Source organism: Winogradskyella aurantiaca, from assembly GCF_003362725.1.
In the GTDB taxonomy this organism is placed as follows: Bacteria; Bacteroidota; Bacteroidia; order Flavobacteriales; family Flavobacteriaceae; genus Winogradskyella_A; species Winogradskyella_A aurantiaca.
The window spans coordinates 14143-32975 of sequence record NZ_QKTV01000009.1 but is presented as its reverse complement, the minus strand read 5'-3'; the positions used below and the strand labels follow the sequence as shown (position 1 = coordinate 32975).

13 protein-coding genes are annotated in these 18833 nt (G+C 37.9%); 2 read left to right on the top strand and 11 right to left on the bottom strand.

Features of this window, described 5'->3' with window-relative positions:
* Positions 1–42: 42 nt before the first annotated feature.
* Together DN064_RS13390 and DN064_RS13385 are read left to right on the top strand one after the other, a co-directional pair.
* On the top strand, positions 43–780 hold the full coding sequence (locus DN064_RS13390) for an MlaE family ABC transporter permease (RefSeq protein WP_115463173.1): 738 nt from the start codon (positions 43–45) through the stop codon (positions 778–780).
* A complete protein-coding gene (locus DN064_RS13385) occupies positions 780–1547 on the top strand; it encodes an ABC transporter ATP-binding protein (RefSeq protein ID WP_115463172.1) in 768 nt (255 codons plus the stop codon). Before DN064_RS13390 ends, DN064_RS13385 begins: the two co-directional genes overlap by 1 nt.
* On the opposite strand, the gene DN064_RS13380 is transcribed toward DN064_RS13385, so the two are convergent.
* From DN064_RS13380 to porU, 11 genes are all read right to left on the bottom strand, one after another.
* Positions 1548–3050, bottom strand: a complete 1503-nt coding sequence (locus DN064_RS13380; RefSeq protein WP_115463171.1) for a DUF389 domain-containing protein — start codon at positions 3048–3050, stop codon at positions 1548–1550. It lies immediately after the preceding gene.
* Positions 3051–3055: 5 nt separating this feature from the next.
* Positions 3056–4141, bottom strand: a complete 1086-nt coding sequence (locus DN064_RS13375) for a mannose-1-phosphate guanylyltransferase (RefSeq protein WP_232827498.1) — start codon at positions 4139–4141, stop codon at positions 3056–3058.
* A gap of 30 nt (positions 4142–4171) precedes the next feature.
* Entirely contained in the window at positions 4172–4765 is a 594-nt protein-coding gene (locus DN064_RS13370) for a SprT-like domain-containing protein (RefSeq protein WP_115463170.1), read from the bottom strand.
* Positions 4766–4783: 18 nt separating this feature from the next.
* A complete protein-coding gene (locus DN064_RS13365; RefSeq protein WP_115463169.1) occupies positions 4784–8827 on the bottom strand; it encodes an FG-GAP-like repeat-containing protein in 4044 nt (1347 codons plus the stop codon).
* Between the two features lie 38 nt (positions 8828–8865).
* The gene (locus DN064_RS13360; RefSeq protein WP_115463168.1) at positions 8866–9498 is read right to left on the bottom strand and encodes an HAD family hydrolase; all 633 of its coding nucleotides are present in this window, start codon (positions 9496–9498) and stop codon (positions 8866–8868) included.
* A 3-nt stretch (positions 9499–9501) separates the two neighbouring features.
* Positions 9502–10185 (bottom strand): SDR family NAD(P)-dependent oxidoreductase, encoded by a 684-nt coding sequence (locus DN064_RS13355; RefSeq protein WP_115463167.1) that lies wholly within the window; start codon positions 10183–10185, stop codon positions 9502–9504.
* Between the two features lie 74 nt (positions 10186–10259).
* Positions 10260–11885 (bottom strand): pyruvate dehydrogenase complex dihydrolipoamide acetyltransferase, encoded by a 1626-nt coding sequence (locus tag DN064_RS13350; RefSeq protein ID WP_115463166.1) that lies wholly within the window; start codon positions 11883–11885, stop codon positions 10260–10262.
* Positions 11886–11888: 3 nt separating this feature from the next.
* Positions 11889–12887 carry a pyruvate dehydrogenase (acetyl-transferring) E1 component subunit alpha gene (gene pdhA, locus DN064_RS13345; RefSeq protein WP_115463165.1) on the bottom strand — a complete coding sequence of 333 codons (999 nt, stop codon included), beginning with the start codon at positions 12885–12887 and terminating at the stop codon, positions 11889–11891.
* Positions 12888–13041: 154 nt separating this feature from the next.
* Positions 13042–13524: a cytidine deaminase gene (cdd, locus tag DN064_RS13340; protein ID WP_115463164.1), complete on the bottom strand. Its 483-nt coding sequence runs from the start codon at positions 13522–13524 to the stop codon at positions 13042–13044.
* A gap of 24 nt (positions 13525–13548) precedes the next feature.
* Entirely contained in the window at positions 13549–14796 is a 1248-nt protein-coding gene (gene porV, locus DN064_RS13335) for a type IX secretion system outer membrane channel protein PorV (RefSeq protein ID WP_115463163.1), read from the bottom strand.
* A gap of 62 nt (positions 14797–14858) precedes the next feature.
* Positions 14859–18725, bottom strand: a complete 3867-nt coding sequence (gene porU / locus DN064_RS13330) for a type IX secretion system sortase PorU (RefSeq protein ID WP_115463162.1) — start codon at positions 18723–18725, stop codon at positions 14859–14861.
* Positions 18726–18833: the final 108 nt, after the last annotated feature.

Below are 18833 nucleotides of genomic sequence, written 5' to 3'. Positions count from 1 at the left end.
AACTAGGCTTTTTTTATACTTTAGCAAACGATTCGAGCGTCTATGAAGTACCTTCATAATATTGGTGTTTATTTCCTGATGATTAAAGATATGTTCAGAAAACCAACCAAATGGTCGGTGATGAAAAATCTTATTCTTAAGGATATTGATGACCTTATTATCAATTCTCTCGGAATTGTTGCTTTCATTTCCTTTTTTGTAGGTGGTGTTGTAGCTATTCAAACTTCTTTAAATATAAGTAACCCATTAATCCCCAAATATTTAGTTGGGTTTGCAACAAGACAGTCCATTATCTTAGAATTTGCACCAACTTTTATTTCCATTATTATGGCCGGAAAAGTTGGTTCGTTTATCACTTCAAGTATTGGAACTATGAGAGTAACTGAGCAGATTGATGCACTTGAAGTCATGGGAATCAATTCTCTTAATTATCTAGTCTTCCCTAAATTAATTGCCTTATCGCTTTACCCCTTTGCAATTTCAATCGCCATGTTTCTCGGAATTTTAGGTGGTTTAGTGGCTTGTGTTTATGGAGGTTATGGTTCTTATGAGGATTATATTCAGGGGGTACAATTAGACTTCATAACGTTTCATATTATTTATGCCTTTATTAAAACTCTGGTTTTTGCTTTTATTCTAGCCACAATACCTTCTTTTTATGGTTATTACATGAGAGGTGGTGCTCTGGAAGTGGGCAAGGCCAGTACAACCTCATTTGTATGGACTAGTGTGGTTATAATATTATTAAATTACCTCATAACCAGTTTACTTTTAGGCTAATGATTGTTGTCGATAATTTACATAAGTCATTCGGAGACGCCCATATACTCAAAGGTATTTCTACCTCTTTTGAAAAGGGTAAAACCAATTTGATCATCGGGCAAAGCGGATCTGGAAAAACTGTATTTCTTAAATGTTTACTAGGTCTCTATTCATATGAAAAAGGAAGTATTTCCTATGAAGGAAAATCTTTAAATGATATGACCCCAAATGAAAAACGTGATTTAAGAGCTGATATAGGCATGGTATTTCAAGGCAGTGCCTTATTTGACTCCATGACTATTGCAGAAAATGTCATGTTCCCACTCCGCATGTTCACCAAACAGTCAAAAAGCGAAATGGAGGACAGAGTAAATCAAGTCTTAAATCGAGTTAATCTTGATGGCGCCCAACATAAAATGCCTAGCGAAGCCTCTGGTGGGATGCAAAAACGCGTAGCCATTGCAAGGGCCATAGTCAATAATCCAAAGTTTCTTTTCTGTGATGAGCCTAATTCAGGTTTGGACCCTAAAACAGCCATTGTCATTGATAATTTAATTCAGGAGATTACCGATGAATTTAATATCACCACTGTTATCAACTCACATGATATGAACTCGGTCATGGAAATTGGTGAGAAAATTGTCTTCCTAAAAAATGGTCACAAAGAATGGGAAGGGTCTAAAGACACTATTTTTAAAACCGATAATGAAGCCGTTACCAATTTCGTGTATTCTTCAGAATTATTTAAAAAAGTACGCAAAATGTACTTAGAAGATAATACCTAATTAACGCACGTGGCTTACAACTAGCTTATCCATTTTAAGTTTATACTTTAGCCATGCTTCCACTTTTTCACTATCCTCTTTAAAGACTTTGCGTTTCATTTTCTCATTCCATTTTATAACAACCACAGGAATAGTATCTGTCTTTGAGAAGTTAGTAGACAAGCGATTATAAAAGCTAAAATTCTCAATATCCTTATAATTTATCCGTGCCTCCTCAGCAACTTCATTAAAAGGAATCTCCAATCTTCTATAATTTGCTAATTCAAGCGCTTGGCTTTCAAGTAACTTGATACGGTTGGCATTATTAACCAATTCAATAGAATCTCTAATTCGCAACTGCTGAATATATTTCATTTGGTCCTGCTGCGGATCCATATCCTGATTCACGAATAACCTAGCATTTTGAAGTGCAGGATAATCTTGCATTCTACTTTCAAGTATGGAAATGGTACTTTCTTTTATATCATCCAGTCCATAAGAATTTATCTCAATATACTTGTTGTCTTTATCTTGGTAAACTGCAACAGTATTTCTTTTGAGATACTCATAATTTCCAATTTCAATGGTAGCCAGTTCCTTCAATTCCTTATCCATGAACCGTTCTGCATCTCTATAAAAGTTACTTTCACGGAGTACATCAACAAAGGTCCAAATTGCTGGCACCATGGCAATAATAGCCAATACTGTAGCAACTCGAGATATAAACCTTCTGCGCTTCGAATTTGCATATTTCAGCATTGGAAACTTTAAGATCTTTACAGTTAAGAAGGTAGCCAAGGCTATAAATATGGTGTTGATAGTAAACAAATACATGGCCCCGGCAGCAAACCTGATACCAGTGTCAAAATTATCTTGTAACGCATAAGAAAGTCCAAATCCTACAGTACACAAAGGAGGCATTAAGGCCGTTGCAATGGCAACACCAAAAATAACAGAGGCAATAGTACCCTTCTTTGTTCTTGCGATTATTAAGGCCAAACCACCAAAGAAGGCAATTAGAACATCTCTTATATCTGGTCTTGTCCTGGCTAGCAATTCAGAAGAATCATCACTTAAAGGAAATAACCAGAAAAACAAAAAGGCGGTTAAAACGCTCAAGAGAATCATGACACCAAAATTGATTAATGACTTTCGTAATGTGTCAATATCATTCACCGCTACCGAGAGCCCAATTCCTAAAATTGGACCCATTAATGGTGAAATTAACATGGCACCTATTACCACTGCAGTAGAATTGGCATTCAAACCAATTGAGGCAACAAATATGGAACAAATTAAAATCCATGCTGTGGCTCCCTTAAAAGGTATGTCGGCCTTTATTGCTGCAATAGTTTGTTCCCGATCCGTATCGTGTCTAAAATCAAGCAATTCACTCAAAAACCCCCTAACATTAGTAGCTAGTTCCTTGGCATCTTCCTTAATAGCCTTTTTTGATTCCGCTACCTTTTTATCTTGTATTTCGTCCGGGGTCTCTTCTGAGAAATTAAACTTGTTTTCTTCCATAAATTTTAGCTGTATGTGTTACCAAACTTATCTTTCACTCCTTGTAAAAGTGATTTAATATCTTGTTCTTTCTTTTTAGGGTATATAAGAAGCACGTCTTCTTTATCCACGATTATATAATCTTCTATTCCATCCGCTACAATAAGTTTCCCCTTCTTACTTCGAATCATATTTGATGACGACTCCAAGACATAGGTTTCAGAATTGACAATAGCGTTATTTTGTTCATCTTTGTCTAATTTATCATATAGACTTCCCCAGGTGCCTAGATCATTCCAATCAAACGTAGCAGCAATAACATAGACATTCCCTGAAGGTTCCATTATAGCATAATCAACTGATATATTCTCGGCCATCTCATAATGACTCTTAATAAACTCAGTCTCTCCGTCTGTATTGTACACATCCATTCCCTTTTCAAATAACGCATACAAACCAGGCTGGTAAGATTGAAAAGCTTTTAATATAGATGAGGCACTCCACATAAAAATACCGGCATTCCAAAGAAAATTTCCTTTTTCTATAAACTCTTTAGCTGTTTCGTAATCTGGCTTTTCCCGAAATTGATGTACTGGTTTAAGTCTATTATCAGATGTCTTATCAAATTCAATGTACCCATAACCTGTATTTGGAAATGTTGGTTGAATACCAAGAGTTACAAGGGCGTCATTATTTTGACAATAGGATAATGCCGCAGCAACATTTTCTGTAAAGGCCGCTTCATCTTCTATCCAATGATCACTTGGTGCAACAATCATAACCGCATTCTGGTTTTCTTTCTTAATTTTCATTGCTGCATACAAAATACATGGGGCTGTGTTGCGCATTGCAGGCTCAAGCACCACCTGTCTTTGGGTGATTTCTGGGAGTTGCTCAAGAACAAGATCGTTATACCTTTCATTCGTGAGAATGAATATGTTTTCTTTTGGAATGAGGTTCGCCAAACGATTAAACGTTTTTTGGATTAAGGTATCACCTGTTCCAAGCATGTCGTGAAATTGTTTTGGAAAATCCTGAGTGCTAATTGGCCAAAATCTTGAACCAACTCCACCTGCCATAAGAATAGCGTAATTATTTTTATGATGTATCATGTAACTTCTTCCTTACTAATTTATTGATTTTTATTTGATTATGTCAACCTCGGCATAAGGATTAAATAAATACCATTTACCTGATTGAATTTCTTTACATTCTATGCGCTTCCTACGTTGCACCCCTCTTTCAAACACCTTACCGTTATGCAGTTTAAATTTTCGCCCTTCCGCTATCTGTACAACCATAATTTTATCCGTATCAGCATTATATTTCCTAAGCGCCAATGCCAATTGACCATCAGTATCGCTACTGGCTTTAGGATTAATAAAATGCTTGGCCACCTTAGCCAAAAGTTCCTCTGGGAAAATGTTAGGATGTATTAGTGGTAGCATAAGCTTTTGAAAGGTTTGTTTCCATTCGCGACCATGAGGTTTGATTTGGTTACCATATTCCTTATATGCTCGTAAATGAGCAATCTCATGAATAAGCGTAATAAGAAACTTATAGGGGTTTAGATTTGAATTGACTGTTATTTGATGCTTTCCATTTGGCAATCTCCGGTAATCACCATGCCTAGTTTTTCGCTCATTTTTAATTTTGATCTCAAGGTCCTCATCCTTAATTAGTTGTAAGACATGAGTAACTGAGTGAGACGGAATGTATGAGGGAAGAGAATCCAAATAATGAGAATAGTTTATCTAGTTTTCAATAACTACCATTCTAGTTTCACCATTAACCACTAGCAAATAGGGACCCGAGGAAGTAGATGATGAAATATGAATTGTACTTATTTTGGATTGACCATCGTAATCAATTCTTGGTATGGCTATCAAACGCCCACGCAAATCGAATATTTGAATTTCTGTATTCTCATTGGTGTTAGTCACATTAAGTCGCCTATCCTGTGTTGGAACTGGATATACTTTAATTGGTTCATTTGGGTCTAGAGGTACTTCCTCTTCACTAAAATATGGAAGTGCTAACTCCCAGGTATCTTGTGCTACCTCAATTCCAATTAATCGCCCAGGAATGTCATCTGCCGGTGGATGAATACCTCCCCATATACGTGATAAACTGGTTTGATCGGACGCATCTCTATATGTAGCCCATTGAAGAACAACATCTTGAGAAGGTCCTTCTTCAAAAACCAGGAATTCATTTTTCCGAGCGACAAATTCACCCATCCCCCCCGGAAAATATTCAGAACCTGTTAACTTCGTTAGAATTTCTGCAGCTGCGCGTGAATAGGTAGAATGTCCTGAAACAAACCCAGCAAATGGTGGTGTTACAAAGGTAGGTCGTTGATAAGGATACCAATCCTCAGCCAAAATCCATCCAACACCAGCAACATCTACATCGGTATCATCAATGTAATCATGACCACGCCATGTATAAAGTTTGATTTTTCCAACATTAACATTGCCAGGACCAGCCAAGGCATCCCCTTCTTCGACCATTTCAATATAACCATCTACTAATGGTATTCCCGAGATGCTATAATTAGGTAATTCTGGACTAGAACTCTGACCTTGTTCCGCAGCCATATATCTCAAGGCAGATATAGGTCGAATGTAATCGTACCAACCTTTAACACTCCAAGCTGCAATCGCCGCATCATGCATTGTGGCCCCAAGAATAAAATAAGACTTTACATCCCACTCTAAATCGTTTAGTATATCACCTTCACCTCGAAATTTCTTTTCGAACATTGGATGATCATTCACGTAATTCAAAATAGTGAACCAATGTCCAGGTGGCGTTTCTGAATCAGGTCCATCTGCCCAGAATTCTGCAAGAACTCTTGCATAATCGCCCCTTGGTACCATATTGGGTTGGTATGGGCTGCCGGTTACCGGATTTATTGTATGACCAATATTGGTAGCGCTCCCTTCAAAAAAATTGTAAAAATTGGGGTACTCGTCATAGCCAGACGGATATAAACTAATGTCAACATTTCCCTTTGATGCCGGTGAAATATCCCACATAACCCCATCAGCGGGATCTAAATGAGATTGCCAAACACTTACCATAGAAAATCCCCATTTATAAGCATCAGACATTGCATTGTTTTCAGTCAAACTTATATATGGCGGATCTTGAGGGTCATGATATACCTTAAAGGTATTTTCATCCCGCTCATAGCTTGTTAAATCCTCATCTTTAAGAGCAAAACTAAATACATTTCCCCACTCAGGGCTCAAAAACTCAGGCACATTGCCATCCACAACATTACCGCCTTGATCGATAAATATATCTAAGCCAAGTGGCCTCCATCGATTCGGGTGTTCGGTTGGTGGGTTATTTGTTAATTCCAATCCATACGGCTCGTTAACTGGCTGATAATATGCATTATCATATCCTGAGGTTTCACGTGAACCATCCTGTAAGCCATAATTTATGATCACCTGAGCCACATAATTTCCAAATGCAGCAGCATTTCCAAATTCATAAAGCACGGACGAGTAATTGGTATCGTAATCTAACTTTTCCATTATCAAATCAATCCTTCTTTGAATTAGCTCAAATTCAGGTGCCGTCTGAAAGCGATGTGAAATAATGCGATACATAGCATAACTGATTGCTCTGTTCATGGCATCATCAATAGGTTCTATTGGAATGAATGTTTCGAGATCAGATGTAAACCCATTTACACTATTACCCAGTAAATACGGCCGTGCTCCTTCGTTATAAGTAGCCCAAATATCATACATAGCAATACTGGTATGAAATAAATTACGCGCATGTACTGTTGGTCTTGCAAAGTCATTACGAATTGCCTCAAGTAATGCCTCATTCCATAACCTGGAAATTGAAATGTTATCTGGTAAATCGGATGCTGACAAACTCACGGAAATATTGCGTTCCTCACCTGCACAATTTTCACCAAATTCTCTAACAGACACTTGCCCCTCCTCTTCAATTTCCCATTCAACGGTAATTGATCCTGTGCCTTGGCCATTCTCGATATGCCCACCAATAACAGACCACTGAGCTGTTGAACCAGCTGCTATAGGAAAACTATAAGTTTCAACGCTTAAAAAACTTGAGTTGGTATTTCCAGAAATAGCTCCAGTTTCTAAGTAAGTGCATGAACCGTCATCAAGTGTTGCGTCAGGATTGTAGCTGCATGATGTTGGATCTGTACACCCATAAATCTTTTCGCTCGGTTGAATATTCAAATTTTCAATACCCTGAGCCTCCGTCAACTTATAAGTTTGATTTACTTCTAAATCTTCATAAGTTTCTTCCAAACCAGAAGGCCATTTTACAGTAATCTCTTGAATCTCACCGATCTGATTTAACCCAAAATGCACAGGCCTTAAACTTTGCCCAAGAAATCCAACTCCGGAATAATAACGACTATAAGTACCTTCAGTGGTGGTAATCTCAACTACTGTTCCAATGGCGTCCCTATTAGAAATGGTTCCTTGTAACTTAATTTTCAACCAGTTCCTAGTTGGAGCTGCATCGTCAAAATTTAAAACCTTATTTTCATAAAAAAAGGAGTTGGTATTGCTGTTAGTAACAAATAAATCTAAATCACCGTCATTGTCATAATCCCAATCAATGGCCTCTACACTAATGGTCTCTTCGTTTAAGCCGAGTTGAGCTGAAATGTCTTCAAATGAATTACCTCCCTCTATGAAATTATTGCGATAATAAAAATTGGGTTCTACATTTCGTGTTTCAAACTCATATCCATTGGCCACAAATAGGTCTTCATCACCATCCAGATCGAAATCTGCAAAACGCGTCCCCCAAGCCCAAAAAGAGTTACCGACATTTAAGGCATCTGCATTTTCACTGAATGTATTATCACCATTATTGGTTAAGAGAAAGTTATTGTCAATAGCGGTTATAAAAATATCAAAGGCACCATCAAGGTTATAGTCTCCAACCGTAATTCCCATATCATCTCCCATCGTATTTACACCAAACGCTTCACTCTGGTTAGAAAATGTATTTCCTTCATTATTTATGTACAAATCATTTGGTTCATCAAAATCATTTGAAATATAAATATCCATATAACCATCTTCATTAAAATCGAAGGGAACGGCCGTATAACTTGCCAATCCATTGGTTGCCTGGATATTTGTTTGTGAAGTCACATTGGTAAATGTTGAATTCCCATTATTTCTAAAAAGTTGATTACTATCACACTCGTCCCAGTCACTTATGTAAATATCTAAATAGCCGTCATTGTTATAATCAAACCATGTAGCACCCGTATTTCTGCATTCGTTTAATCCATCAAAGCCCGAAATACCAGTGACATTTACAAAGGTACCATTGCCAATATTTCGCCATAACTGAACCTTGTAGGAATTAGTTAAAAATAAGTCTGGGAAACCATCATTGTTATAATCGCCCCACGATGCACCACTCTTGTGTCCCGCCAAGCCAAAATAATCATCACCCCCTTCTTCCTGACTTAGCAATTCCGTCAACCCAGCAAATTCCGTGACATCAGTGAATGAGCCGTCATTATTATTACGAAATAATCTACTAATGGTTTTGGAATTAGTGGGATCATCTTTATCTATGGCTACAACAAATATATCCAGGTCATTGTCCCCATCGTAATCCGCAACTGCTACCCCATTATTTTCCTCTAATACTGACAATCCAACAGTTGTTTCTACTCTCTCAAAAGTTTGGGCTGAGATGAGGAAAACGTTTAAAAATGAAACCAACCACAAACCACATTTAAGCGTGGTTTTCCCTACACAATGCGTCATTTTAACATTTTTTATAAATATATAAATTCAAGTTTATTCTAGAGATAGTCCTTTAATTTTAACATGCTATCAATTGAAAAATCCACTATATTTTCAATTGATTCGTCATCATCTGGATTATATGCACAAACCGTAAATCCACCCGAAAGTGCCGCCTGAATTCCTAAGATGCTATCTTCAACAATAAGGCACTCACTTGGTTGTAGTTTCATTTGGTCTGCAGCCCATAAGAAAACCGCAGGATCAGGTTTCCACTTATTGATACTATAGCAACTAAAAATATTGTTCTCAAAATATTTTAGCAGGCCTGTTAATTCTAAATTAAGTCTGATTTTGTTTTCTGGTCCACTTGAAGCAACGCAATATGGTATTTTTAGATCCTTGATTAAGGACTCAACACCGGGAACAGGTTCTAGCTCAATTTTAAATGCTTCGAAAGATCGTCTTCTAAACTCCACTTCAAATTCAGTCACAGAACTAATGCCAGCCAACTCTTCTATGAGGGTGATACATTTTTTTAACGAATTACCTTTAAAGTGATTAAAAGCATATTGCAAATTAATATTAGCACCTACTTCATTAGCCATATCAACCAAAACGCGATTTGAAATGGGCTCACTATCAACTAGGACACCATCACAATCAAATATTACTGCCTTAAAGTCAGCCACGAATTATGGGGTAGAATTGGATACCTGGAGTAACTTTCCGTTGTAAATTTTATTCCCTGTTAGAGCAAAATCTTGAATATAATTGGCCATCTCCTCTGCAGTTAAGGGTGCCTTATATCCGGGAAAAGCTTCTTCAAGCATTTCTGTTTGTACGGCACCTAGGGCCAACACATTAAAAGCTATACCTAGTTCCTTGTACTCTTCTGCTAATAATTCTGTTAGTGTAATTACGGCTCCTTTACTAGAGCTGTAGGCTGCCAAGCCAGGGAATTTCATACTTCCCTGGACCCCACCCATAGAACTAATTGTTACAACATGACTTCCAGTTTCCATAAACGGTATTAGTCTCCTTGTCATTTCAGCAACACCATAAACATTGGTTTGATATACATTTTGAAAATCCTCCATTGTAGTTTCTTCAAAAGGTTTATTTAAAATGGCACCGGCATTATTAATTAAAATATCAACCTTCCTCCAACTAGAGGTCACAAAATCAATCACTTTGTCAAAGTCCTCTTCGAGACTTAAGTCACAGGATAATGACATGACATTGCTTAAGTTCAAAGATTCACATGGCTTAGAATTTCTTGATAAAGCAAGAATTGAATGCCCTTGACTCGCCAGTTGTTTAACAAGTTCAAGACCTATCCCTCTGCTAGTTCCTGTAATTACAATGTGTTTGACCATATTCTCTATTTATGAAAAAATCCTATATCAATATGGAATATAGGATCTTTATATCGTACATGTACGCTACTAACCTATACCAACATGGTAATAGGATTTTCAATATAACCTTTAAGCGTTTGTAAGAATTGGGCGCCAGTTGCCCCATCCACTGTACGGTGGTCACAGGCTAAGGTCAATTTCATAGTATGACCTACTACAATTTCGCCATTCTTTACAACCGGTTTCTCAACGATGGCCCCAACAGATAAGATTGCTGAATTGGGTTGATTTATTATCGAGGTGAAGCTTTCGATTCCAAACATTCCAAGATTTGAAACAGTAAATGTACTGCCTTCCATTTCAGCTGGAGTCAACTTTTTATTTCTTGCTCTTCCAGCGAAATCTTTAACTGCAGCACCAATTTGAGGTAAAGATTGTTCATTTGCAAACTTTACTACTGGTACAACCAGCCCATCTTCTACCGCCACGGCTACTCCAATATGCACATGATTATTTAAACGCATTCTGTCATCAAACCATTGGGAGTTTACTTGTGGATGTTGCTTTAGAGCAAGCGCACAAGCTTTCACTACAATGTCGTTAAATGATATTTTAGTATCAGGTATAGAATTGTATTGTTGTCTGAATGCCATAGCGTTGGCCATATCAAACTCCACATTTAAATAGTAATGTGGTGCCGTAAATTTAGACTGTGCTAAACGCTTAGCAATTGTTTTTCTCATCTGAGAGTTAGATACCTCATCAAAGTCTTCCTGGCCAGAGGGTACAAACTTACCAACGGAAGTTGCCGCAGCAGCTTGGGGAGTATAATTTTCTATATCGCGCTTAACAATTCTACCGTTCTCACCAGTTCCTGGCACTTGACTTAAATTGATTCCTTTTTCTTCGGCCATTTTCTTTGCCAAAGGTGAAGCTAAAACACGGCCATTTGAACTAACTGGTGCAGGTGCAGCAACTGCCTCTGCCTTTGGAGTCTCCGTTACTTTTGCTGGAACTGGTGTTGCAGCTGCCGGTTCAGGTGCTTCTGCTGTTTCCGGCTCAGAACTAGCAGAAACAGCTGGTTTAAAGTTTTTGGCAATTCTTTCAACCTCTGTTCCTTCAGGTCCAATTATAGCTAACAGATCGTCAACTTTAGCAGACTCTCCTGCTTGTAATCCCACAAAAAGCAAAGTTCCTGACTGAAAAGATTCGAATTCCATCGTAGCCTTATCTGTTTCAATTTCAGCCAAAATATCACCTTCTTCCACTTGATCACCAACATTCTTCAACCAGCTCGCAACCGTTCCTTCTTCCATAGTATCACTCAACCTAGGCATGGTCACTACTGTAACTCCTTCAGGAAGTTCTTCAGGTGCAGCTTCTTCAAAATTCACATCGGATATATCTTGTTTAGCATCAGCCTCACCAGATTCTACTGGAGGCTCAGAGGAACCATTTAACAGGCCTGATATATCCTCTCCTTCGTCACCAATTATCGCTAATAAAGCATCCACCTTCGTCGTTTCTCCCTCCTGAACACCAATGTGCAAGAGTGTTCCTTCATAAAAGGATTCAAATTCCATGGTGGCTTTATCAGTTTCAATTTCTGCCAGGATATCACCTTCCTCAACTTTATCTCCAACTTTCTTTAGCCAGCTAGCCACGGTTCCTTCTTCCATGGTGTCACTAAGACGCGGCATATTAATTACTTCAGCCATAGCTTATAATTTATGTGGAATAAACGGATAATCTTTTTGTTCATATACTGCATCATACATCACGTTCTTTTCTGGGAAAGGTGACTCTTCTGCAAATTTTTCACACTCTGAAACACGTTCTTTTACGCGCTTATCAATAGCTTTTATATCTTCTTCGGAGGCATAACCTTTTTCAAGAATTACATCCTTCACTTGAGTAATCGGATCTATCTTACGGTATTCTTCAACCTCATCTTTGGTTCTGTACTTTTGAGCATCAGACATGGAATGCCCTCTGTATCGGTAAGTCTTCAATTCTAGAAAGGTTGGTCCTCCCCCTTTACGTGCTCTTTGAATGGCCTCATCAAAAGCCTCAGCAACTTTCACAGGGTTCATGCCATCAACCGGGCCACTTGGCATCTCATATCCTAAACCTAATTTCCAAATCTCGCCATGATTAGCCGTACGCTCAACAGATGTCCCCATGGCATAACCGTTATTCTCACACACAAATACTACGGGCAGATTCCAGAGCATTGCTAAATTAAAGGTTTCGTGCAAGGAACCTTGTCGTGCTGCACCATCACCAAAACAACAAAGCGTAACTGCATCACTTCCATGGTACTTATCTCCAAATGCGATCCCGGCTCCTAAAGGAATCTGACCGCCAACGATACCATGACCACCATAAAAACGGTGTTCTTTAGAAAAAATATGCATGGATCCTCCTAAACCTTGAGAAGTACCCGTCGCCTTACCATATAATTCTGCCATGACCCTTTTTGGATCAACACCCATACCAATTGGTTGCACATGATTACGGTATGCTGTTATCATTTTATCCTTGGTTAGATCCATAGCATGAAGCGCTCCTGCTAGGACGGCTTCCTGTCCATTGTATAAGTGTAAAAAACCTCTAACCTTTTGCTGAATATATACAGCAGCCAGTTTATCTTCAAACTTTCTCCAAAATAGCATGTCCTCATACCATTTTAGATATACTTCTTTTGTGATTTTTTGCATTCGTTTTCGTCTTAGTTGCGTAAGTTATTCTCAAATATTGAGTACACTCTTAAATGAGCACAAACAGAAAACAAAAATAACATTTTAGACAGTATTGCCCACATCATTAATATCAAAAAAAATGGCGGTTTAATACAATTTATCCACGAAAACGTTATAGCATAGAACTCTTAAAGCCAAAGGGAAGTAAATTAGACAGTGAATGGGATCGTGCAACAGAACCTGTCTCTCCCATAAAGAAGATTTCAATACTAGAATTCTGTCGGTCTTCATATTCTGCTATTGCTTGTCTGCATGCGCCACAGGGAGGAATTGGATTTTTAGTTGCTTCATTAGAAGAAGCAGCCGTTATAGCCATCGCCTTAATAACAGAGTCTGGATATTTAGCGCCGGCATAATATATAGCAGTGCGTTCAGCACACAGGCCTGAAGGATATGATGCATTTTCTTGATTTGAACCAACTACAATTTTCCCATTTGACAGAAGTAATGCCGCCCCAACATGGAAATTGGAATACGGTGCGTAGGCCTTTTTTCTTGCTTCAATGGCTTCAAACATTAAATTTGAAGCATATTCTGGAAGTGCATTAATGTCATCAAAAACATCGATTTTGATTTCAATTTTAACTTCCTTCATGAATAATTATGTGATTACATAGTACTAAAATTCCTGATACGTTTCTTCACCAAAATTAAAGGTTAGTGAGAATCGCAAGGTATTCTCTAAAGGATTTTGAAGTGCACCAGTAGCAAACAGGTATGACAAATCTATTTCAATGGTGGTGTACTTAAAACCTGCACCCAAGGAGAAAAAGGATCTACCACCTTTATCTGATGCTTCGTTAAAATATCCTCCCCTCAATGAAAAGGAATCCTGATAACGGTATTCAGCGCCTAGTGCCCAGGTAATTTCTCTAAGTTCTTCACTAAAGCCACCTGGGGCATCCCCAAAGGATTGAAAAACACCTGATAAAAAGTCAACGTTATCATCTCTTCCCGCAAGAATAACACCTTCGTCATAACTAATTTCATTATCAACATCTGGGTCATAAACTCCATCACCATCAACATCCTCAAACGTACGACGATCACCTCTTAATGGCGGTGTTGGCACTAATAACTTCGTAAATTCTGCATTAAGGGCTAACGTATTGTACTGATCAAAAATAAAGTCAAACCCACCCCCTAAACGTAAATTAGACGGTTGAAAGTTTTGTTGCCCTCCATCATCATATCGAAATTTTGGTCCCAGATTTTGGATAGCAAATCCGCCATGCCATCTACCATTAAAGTCAGTATAAGCAATTTCCTCGCTTTGATAATATCCGCTAATATCCACATTAAATGTATTAGCAGCCTGAGCATTTGAATTTGGATCTGCGGCTAATCTAAGGTCAGACCGCACATAACGCATTCCAATTGACATTGCAAACTGGTTTGAAAGTCTTAGAGAATATCCTAAATCCAGAGCAAACTCGTTAGGGTTTACTAACACGCCTGGGTCATTTGGCCCTTGAGTCAATAATATCTCACCCAGTCCAAAATACCTGAAACTTCCAGAAACAGCACTGAATTCGTTAAGTCTATTGAAGTATGCTACATATCCTAAATCAATATCATTGGCTAATCTAGAGAGATATGGAGTATAACTTATTCCTAATCCTGATTTCGCTTCTGAGAAGGCATATTTAGACATGTTCCAGTGTTGTGAAAAAACATCTTGACCTGTGGCAACACCTTGGTCACCTAAACTTGCAGCCCTAGCATCAGGCGCGACTAATAAAAAGGGAATACCAGTTGTAATTACACGGCTATCATTAGGGTCTGGAATATCCTGCACAATTATATCCTGGGCATTGAGTGTCATTACTGCTAAAAAGCAGAATAAGATCGGTAAGTAATTTTTCATGATTTATTTGGTTGCTTAATCACTGTTGTTTTTATGCAGCGTCCTTTAACAAATATACTTTATTAAAGAATAACAAGTTTTTGAATTTTTTGAACTTGTTTATTTAAACGGTTAGATTTTACTTTTAGTTTATATATATAAGTTCCTTTACCTATTTTTTCACCAAAATCATCGCGACCATCCCATATTATATCTCGTGATAGAGACGACGTCGTTTTTCCACCCGCTGCTGTTTGTCCGTTTAAGGTTCTAACCAGCTTTCCAGAGACAGTGAATATTTGAACTGAAATATCCAATTGATCCGGGCTATTATGGTTAAACCAAAATTCCGTGTAATCTACAAAGGGGTTCGGATAGTTTAAAACATTATCGATAACAAGCTCTTCGTTCTCGTTGAAAACATTAAATTGAAGTTCAGATATGGCGGAATTATTGTAAACATCCCATGCTCGTAGTGTCAATGTATGTATACCTGGCTCTATATCTCTTAAAGCAAAGGACACCACACCATTTGTATAATCATCCACTTCCGCTTGATAATAGTCGTTTAGAACTATTGGATTGGTCTCATCCCCATCCAATATAGCAACAATATCATGACCTATACCACTGGCAGTATTAATTCCATTTTCGTCTTGGAGTTTAGCTATCAGGGTAGGCGATGATCCTGTAATTCCACCATCTACAAAATTCTCATCATTCATAAATAGACGTATTTCAGGACCTTGATTGTCTTCAGTGGCATTTTCATTAATTCCACCAATATTTATGTCAAAACTGTGTCCTGCCCTATCCACTAAGACATTGTTCTCCTTAGCGTAAAAACTAACCTTACCCCGACCAACTGGAATTCCAATGTCTCTTGGCACAATAAAATCGACATCAAATATGCCATTCGTAACCGTTGCCTGACCTTTAAAGACTACCTCACCTAAGGTATTAAAATCCATTTTTATCAATTGACCTGTTGCATCGGTAACCCCATCATTAGCTAAGGTCTGCCTGTCTATAGGTTTATCATAAACGGTCACGGTCACCACACCGTTAAAATCATCAATCAATTGATTATTCTCATCGAGAACTTCGCCACCAATTTTAGCATAAGATAAAGCCTCTAAGACATCAGTTACCTGGTCAATAGGAATATCATTTATTGAAGCCAATCTAATGTTTGGTTTTGGAAAAGTGAGTTTCATGGCTGGATCACCGATAAAATAAACAAGTCTTTTTTGACTACTCCCTGCTATCCTCGGATCAATCTTTGTTAATCTTAAGGCTTCAGCAGCGGAAGGATAATCATTTGATCCAAATGCAAACAAATATTCCTCGAGCACAATATTATAGGCAACCCCAACTGTAACAAATATTTGCCGAGTTGTTGTAATCATACTAGTTGATCCCCCATTGGTATTCCAATAAGTAAACTCCCCTGCAGTAGTTCTGTTAGGATCATCAAACTTAGTGTATTCACAAGTAACTGTAACAAAACAATTGTACTTGCAGAGGTTACTAAACTCTTGTGCATCATTTTTATCCAGAATTCTTTCCTTAGCCAAACCATCTTCACCCCCATGTCCAAAATAATTAACAACTAAGGCCCCAACATCCACACGATCCTTAAACCGCTCATTGACTTCTGGGTAGCGATCACCTGCAGGAGATGATTCTTGAATAAAGGCATCCGAATGAATCTTTACCATGTTTAAAAATGGTTTTTCACCTTCTACTGCAGTTCCAATGTCATCAGTGGTTTGTTGCAATATCCGCTCCCAACTTTCATCAACATCATCGGAGACTAAGAGGACATTATTACGCCAACTACCAAAGGACTCCTCTTCATAATATTGCTGAATTTTATCCACCATTTCTCGAGCGCGTTTCGGATTTTCTGCGAGTATTCTACCCATGGCAATATCAAGACGGTCTGTGATTAACATTTGACCCTCAAATTCATCCATCATTCCATAATAATCATCCGAAACAAAAGAACCTGTTAAACTAAAACTATTCTCACTATACCAAGGTGGTGCTAAATTGGTGTTATTAGGTATTCTATCCTTATAATCATAGGATCCATCACCAAACAAGCACACATATTTTACCCGATTATTTGGAGAACTCGCGTTGGAATATACATATCGAATAAAATTCCTAATAGCACTAATATCTATATTCCCTGAACCAAACTCGTTATAAATACTCGTTAGGGATACCACACGTATGTTAAGATCATAATTTGACCTGTTGATATCTGCAAGACGTTCCGCCTGACTAATAAGAATATCTGGTGAAACCATTATATAATCAACATCTTCGAACTGATTATTATCGTTTTGAAATACAGTACCTTTTAAGTTTTGATTGATTACTCTAGAATTCACATCTCTCGACGGCACAGGAACATTAGAATAACTGAAGGCTATGTATTCTCTTTCTTCCCCTGAAATTGCTTTAAAGGAATAATTACTATCTCCATCTGTATTTGTGTAAGACCCAATATTAAATCTATCAGTAATGTCCCAAATCTGGGCGACTTGACTTGCAGAAGACAGATTATATTGTACTATACCGGGTGAAGTCGGTACGGATTTATTACTAAAATGCAAAGGTACTCCTTCAAAAATAAGTTGCCGTGTCGCTTCAATATTAATGTAATCTAAATAGGCATTAGCTGTAGGATTACCGCCATTATTGTAATTTAATTGAACGCTAACTGCGTCCGTGTTTAAGTTCACTTCTCTAAAAAAAGTTGATGCTGATGCCAGTATGGAGCCATTTAAATCAACCGAAATTAAACTCTGGTTAAACGATTGTCCATTAATACTTATGTCCATAGATGTTTGCGTTGGGATAGGCGCTACTGATCCAAAAGCGATATCAAATACTAGGGGCTCTGATGAAACCAGGTTAGGAAACTCAAATTCAAAGACACGCTCATTCTCAAAACTGAAGTCCTCACCAAACCACCTGCGGCCAATCTTAACCAGGTTTTCCTCATCTACCTCATAATATTGGTAATCTTGAAAGGTATCTATTTGAATATTTGCTTCTTCATCAGGCTGGATCCTATTTTGTACACGTTTTCCATTTGCCGAACTAACGTTCACATAATAATAGGTTCTGTCTGTGAATAGATTAATATTCGAATTGAACTGTTGATTGTAGGAACGTTGATGTATACCATGGGGTCCTTGTGCATAGAACAAGACAAAATCACCATTATCAAAAGAACCGTCATCTTCACCTGAAACCCAAATCGCTAATTCCGTCGGATCAATGGGGTAAGGCACTGAATTTCTTTGAGGAATCATTTGTCCGCCATTTCCAAAAATCCTAATTGTTCTTGGATCAAGGTTATTGGTGTTTATGCCCAAATCGTTTAAAAAACCTCTGTCTAATCGAAAAACACCAGAATCCTCGACATAAAAACGATACCAATCTCCAGTAGCCAGAACCGAATTAGTTATTGTGTTATTATCAACTGATGAATTAAGATTTGCCGTGAATGATGATGAAAATGTCAATTCAAATGACACCAGGCGTTGATACACACCATCAACCTTGATGATGGGGCTTAAATAAACGAACCCTTTTCGCTGGCCTCTTGAAGTAGTAACCGAATAGTCAGCTTTTACTTCAGCTGGTAAAAGATCCAAATCAAGATCGAACAACTGTGAAGCTGGTACAATTTCATATTTCAAATTACTAAAACTCGCACTCGGTGAAACAGATTGTTCAAGTTCTTTGTAGATATAAAAGCCACGCTCATCGTCGTATGACGACCTAAAATTTTCAACAACTGGAACTTTAATCGCCCCGTAGCCAGTATCCAACGATTGGGACTCTCCCCAAATAATGTTAAATTCTTGGTTTTGCGCAAAAGAAATAAGAAAAGAGAAAAATAAAACAGCAAGAAGGCTCGTTCTCATAGAAAAATAACGCCTTTTGATAAGGCTTATTATTATGGGTCAATTTTTAACTCAAAAGTACAATATTAATTTAATTTTTAACTGTTATTTCAGGTGTGTATTTCATCG